Genomic DNA, 366 nt, shown 5'->3' with positions numbered 1-366 from the left:
AATGACTGACGGCGGCGTTGATTACTCTTTTGAGTGTATCGGTAACGTACACGTTATGCGTGCTGCTCTTGAGTGTTGTCACAAAGGTTGGGGTGAATCAATCATCATCGGTGTTGCGGGTGCGGGTCAAGAGATCTCAACTCGTCCGTTCCAACTTGTGACTGGTCGTGTATGGCGTGGCTCTGCATTCGGTGGCGTTAAAGGCCGTACTGAGCTTCCAGGTATCGTTGACCGTTACATGCAAGGTGAGTTCGCTCTTGATGACTTCATCACTCACACTATGGGTCTTGCTGATGTAAACGCAGCGTTCGACTTAATGCACGAAGGTAAATCTATCCGTACTGTTCTACATATGGATAAATAAGA

1 protein-coding gene is annotated in these 366 nt (G+C 47.8%); it reads left to right on the top strand.

Annotated features, from left to right (window positions below):
- Positions 1-364, top strand: a 364-nt coding sequence (locus tag A6E03_RS18320; RefSeq protein WP_141677310.1) for a zinc-binding dehydrogenase, incomplete at its 5' end; no start/stop codon positions are given.
- Positions 365-366 lie beyond the last annotated feature (2 nt).

The sequence above is a fragment of the Aliivibrio sp. 1S128 genome (assembly GCF_001691065.1).
GTDB lineage: Bacteria > Pseudomonadota > Gammaproteobacteria > Enterobacterales > Vibrionaceae > Aliivibrio.
The sequence above is the reverse complement of the archived record's forward strand: the minus strand, read 5'-3'. Positions and strand labels throughout refer to the sequence as shown.